The organism is Actinomycetota bacterium, from assembly GCA_040757835.1.
GTDB lineage: Bacteria > Actinomycetota > Geothermincolia > Geothermincolales > RBG-13-55-18 > SURF-21.
Genome location: JBFLWJ010000018.1, coordinates 58807 through 63018, shown reverse-complemented (window position 1 = coordinate 63018; position 4212 = coordinate 58807). Strand labels below are relative to the sequence as shown.

Annotated in this window: 3 protein-coding genes; 1 reads left to right on the top strand and 2 read right to left on the bottom strand. The window is 64.7% G+C overall.

Annotated elements, in window-relative coordinates; translation table 11 throughout:
- The coding region (locus tag AB1384_13000; protein MEW6555189.1) for a hypothetical protein at positions 1 to 307 on the bottom strand (307 nt) is incomplete at its 3' end.
- 508 nt (positions 308 to 815) lie between these two features.
- Between AB1384_13000 and AB1384_12995 the strand changes: the two genes are divergently transcribed.
- Positions 816 to 1946: a uroporphyrinogen decarboxylase family protein gene (locus AB1384_12995; protein ID MEW6555188.1), complete on the top strand. Its 1131-nt coding sequence runs from the start codon at positions 816 to 818 to the stop codon at positions 1944 to 1946.
- An 8-nt stretch (positions 1947 to 1954) separates the two neighbouring features.
- On the opposite strand, the gene AB1384_12990 is transcribed toward AB1384_12995, so the two are convergent.
- Positions 1955 to 4212, bottom strand: a 2258-nt coding sequence (locus tag AB1384_12990; protein ID MEW6555187.1) for a HEAT repeat domain-containing protein, incomplete at its 5' end; no start/stop codon positions are given.

Here is a 4212-nt window from a genome sequence, read left to right as displayed (position 1 = left end):
TGGAGATGAGCCCGGCCGCCAGGATGAAGATGGCGCCCGCGATGGCCACCGAGAGGCCGTAGTACAGCGGGAACACCAGCATGAAGAGGTAGAAGGTGAGCATGCCCAGGAGCACCCCCACCACCCCTCCCAGGGTCATCCAGGGCAGGGATTTGGTGAGGGCCGGTCCGTAGGCGATGCACACCCCGAAGGTCACCAGCATCACCCAGTAGGCCTTGGCCCCCAGCCAGTCGAAGCCCCAGATCCAGAAGAATGCCACCACGGCCAGGACCAGCGCCAGGATGGCACTTTTCGCGTACTTGTTCATTGCGATCCCCCCCAAAACATTTGTAAGAAATAAGCCGCCGGCGATCTTTACAGGCAAGCCGAAAGACGGCTTGCACCGGAACAGAGGAAGCTAACTTATCATAGAATTCCCCCTCATCTATGATAATCACGCGTAGATCCCTCGGGCGGGACTTCAAGCAGTAATCCCCCATGAGCCTAAAGGATCGCATCCATCTATTTGTACGGTTATTTTACAACAAATCGGCGACCAGCGCATATTCCAGTCCTTTGAGGTGCTGCCCCACCGCCCTAAGGCCGCTTGCGTTTGCCCGGCTTGCCCGTCCGTTCCATTGACCGCGAGTATGAAGGCTCTGCCGTGTGACGGCGGGGCGGCCCGGTGATAAAGAAGATAGATCGCGAAAGAATGTACGAAAGCCCCTTCCCTCCTGGGGCTGGATACGGTTAAAATCGCGGGACAGGCAATCACGGTCCGGACGGGCGGCAGAGCCGGCGGGCCAAAAGGGCAGGGAGGTAAAAAAGTGGCGAGTATGACCTCGCAGGAACGCATCGAGACCGCGATAAGGATGGGGAAGCCGGACCGGGTGCCCGTGGTGCCCATCATCGACTTCTTCGCCGGCCGCTACGGCGGCATCAACCAGCACGAGATGCTCTTCGATATCTCGAAAGCCGACGGCGCCCTGGAGAGGACCCTGCGCGACCTGGGCCCCATCGACGGCCAGAACCTCTCCTACGCCGGCCTGGGCCGGATCATGCAGGTGCTCTTCCCCACCCCGCCGGTCATGCCCGGCGTGAACGGGGTCCCGGCGGACGGGCAGTTCCAGTTCGTCGAGAAGACGGTGATGGGGTGGGAGGAATACGGGCAGATACGGGAACGGGGGGCCCTGCGCTGGATCCTGGACAAGATGAGGCTCTCCAACCCGCAACTGGGCAACCCGGTCGGGATGCTCAAGACCCTCGCGGCTGTAGGCACGGACATCTTCAGGGCCAGAAGGTCCATGAGGCAGTGGCAGCGGGAGGGCGTCGAGTCCATGGTTGCCTATAACATCGTCTTCACCCCCCTGGAATACATCTCGCTCTTCATGCGCTCCTTCAACGATTTCATCCTCGACCTCTTCCGCCACCCCGAGGAGGTCAAGGCGGCCAGCCGCGCCCTCATGAAGACCATGCAGCTGCAGGGGGCGATGATGGTCAGGCTGAGCGGCCTGAAACGCGTTTTTATGGGGGGGACCAGGACCAGCGCTTCCAGCCTCAGCCCGAAGCAGTTCGAGGAGTTCGCCCTCCCCGAATGGCAGGAGATGTGCGAGTACTGGGTGGGCAGGGGGGTCACGCCGCTTCTCCACTTCGACAGCGACTGGACGGCCTTCTTTCCCTACCTCAAGAGCCTGCCCCGGGGCAAGTGCATCCTCAACCTGGACGGCACCTCGGATATCTTCGCGGCCAAGGAGCAGTTGGGCGACCACATGTGCATCATGGGGGACGTCCCGGCGGCGCTGCTGAAGCTGGGGGAGCCGGACGAGGTGGACGAATACTGCCGCAGGCTCATCACCGAGCTGGGCCGGGACGGCGGATTTATCCTGAGCTCCGGATGCACCATCCCCGCGGACGCGAGGCCGGAGAACGTGAAGGCGATGTTCGCCTCGGTGCGCAGATATAAGTAGATAGAGCCCTAATCGCTCTCCAGGCTCTTGAAGAGATCCCGCATCTCCCTGGCGCTCTTGATCTCGCCGAGCAGCCACTGTGCTTCTTCCCTCACCTGCGGGTCCGCATCGTTGAGCCTGGCCGCAAGGGGTTTTTCGGCCGTCTCTCCCAGTTCCGCGACCTTGTCCCACTTCCTGCCCGCGATGTAATATACGGCTTCCTCGTCGCCCGCGGCCGGCTTCCAGCCCCGCTCGTGGAGGATGGACGCCGTCTTGGCTCGGACGTCGCTGTAATCGCTCTCGAGTCCCTTGCGCAGGGCCTGCAATGCACGGTCGCTCTTGATCCTTCCCAGGGCCCAGGCCGCCTTGCGCCTCACTTCCGCATCGGCATCATCGAGGGCTACGGCCAGGGCATCAGTGGCGCTCGCGTCCCCCAGCATCCCGAGGACCGCCGTCGCCTGCCTGCGCGCCTCGTTGTCCGCGCTGGCCAGGGTGCGCATCAGTGACGGTATGGCAGCCTCTCCGAGCTCCGCAACATCGGCCCACCGGCGGTCCGCTATCAGCCGGTCCGCCTCGCCGGACGGCGTATAGGCCGCTGTGGGTATTTCCTCTGGTACAGGCACCTCGACAGCTTCCTCCACTTCAACCGGCTCGGGCGCCGGGGCTTCGACAGCTTCCTCCACTTCAACCGGCTCGGGCGCCGGGGCTTCGACTATTTCCTCCGCGACCGGGGCGGGTACCGGGGCCTCGACCGCTTCCTCGACCTCGACCGGTGCCTCGACGAAAACCTCCTCGGCCGGCTCGGGCGCCGGGGCTTCGACCACTTCCTCCACTTCAACCGGCTCGGGCGCCGGGGCTTCGACCACTTCCTCCACTTCAACCGGCTCGGGCGCCGGGGCTCCGACTACTTCCTCCGCGACCGGGGCGGGTACCGTGGCCTCGACCGCTTCCTCGACCTCGACCGGTGCCTCGACGAAAACCTCCTCGGCCGGCTCGGGCGCCGCGGCCTCGACAGCTTCCTCTTCTTCTTCCGCGAAGGGGGATTCGGGGACTTCCTCCGCCACCGGCTCCGGCGCCGGGGCTTCGACTACTTCCTCCGCGACCGGGGCGGGTACCGTGGCCTCGACCGCTTCCTCGACCTCGACCGGTGCCTCGACGAAAACCTCCTCGGCCGGCTCGGGCGCCGCGGCCTCGACAGCTTCCTCTTCTTCTTCCGCGAAGGGGGATTCGAGGACTTCCTCCACCACCGGCTCCGGCACCGCAGTATCGAAGAACCCCGGAGCCGCGGGGGCCGCGACCTCCTCGGCTGCTGGTATCTCCGCCGCCGGGACTTCCTCCAGTGGCGGCTCCCACCCCAGGACCTGGAGCGCGTCGTAAGCCGCCGACCTGACCACCTCATCCTCGTCCTCGAGGACCGAGATCAGCGCATCAACGGCGGCTTCGTCTCCCAGCCTGCCCAATGACCATGCGGCTTTCGCACGCACCGCGGCCTCAATATCCTTGAGGGAGAATATGAGGGTGTCCAGCCCCCTGCGATCTCCTATCTCACCAAGGGCCCAGGCGGCCTTGAGTCGTGTCTCCCCATCTCCAGCCTGCAGTGATTCTATAAGTGAATCCACGGCCACGTTACCCAGACCGGCCAGGCGGTCCCACTCGCGATCTGCGACGAGCCTGCGTATTTCCTCCGCCTCATCGGGCGGTTTCCAACCGAGCTTCTCCAGGACCAGGAGCGACACGCGCCTTACGTCCTCGTCCTCGTCATCCAACGCCTCCACGAGCGGCTCGATGGCTGCCTCATCCCCGATCTCACCCAGCGCCCAGGCGGTCTTCCGCCTCATCTCGGGATCGTTGTCGAAGAGGGAAGCGGTAAGCGCCTGTGTGGCATCGAGATCACCGATGACCCCGAGGGCCCACGCCGCGCCTCGCCGCACCGAAGTATCCGTATCCACCAGGGCCACGATAAGGTGCCTCGTAGCCCGCCTGTCCCTGATCACCCCCAGTGCCCATGCGGCGCCGCGGCGCATGTCGGGATCGTCCTTCCCAAGGGCCGCCAGCAAAGGTTCCAGGGCATCCGCACCGAGAGTGACCACCTGTTCCCATTTCGCCTCCGCGATGAGCTGGCGTGCCCTGCCGGTCTCGGCCTTCTCCGCCTCCGGCTCCGCGGCGACCGCGGCCATCTCCGCGACCGGGACCTCTTCCTCCACCATGGGGATCTCGGGCAACGGCGGCAGTTCCTCCACCGGTTTCTCCATCTCCGAAGGCTTCCATCCCAGCCTGGTCAATATCG

Excerpts from the sequence above, each read along its gene's own strand:
- AB1384_12995 (MEW6555188.1), top strand. The coding sequence starts at position 816 with ATGACCTCGCAGGAACGCATCGAGACCGCGATAAGGATGGGGAAGCCG.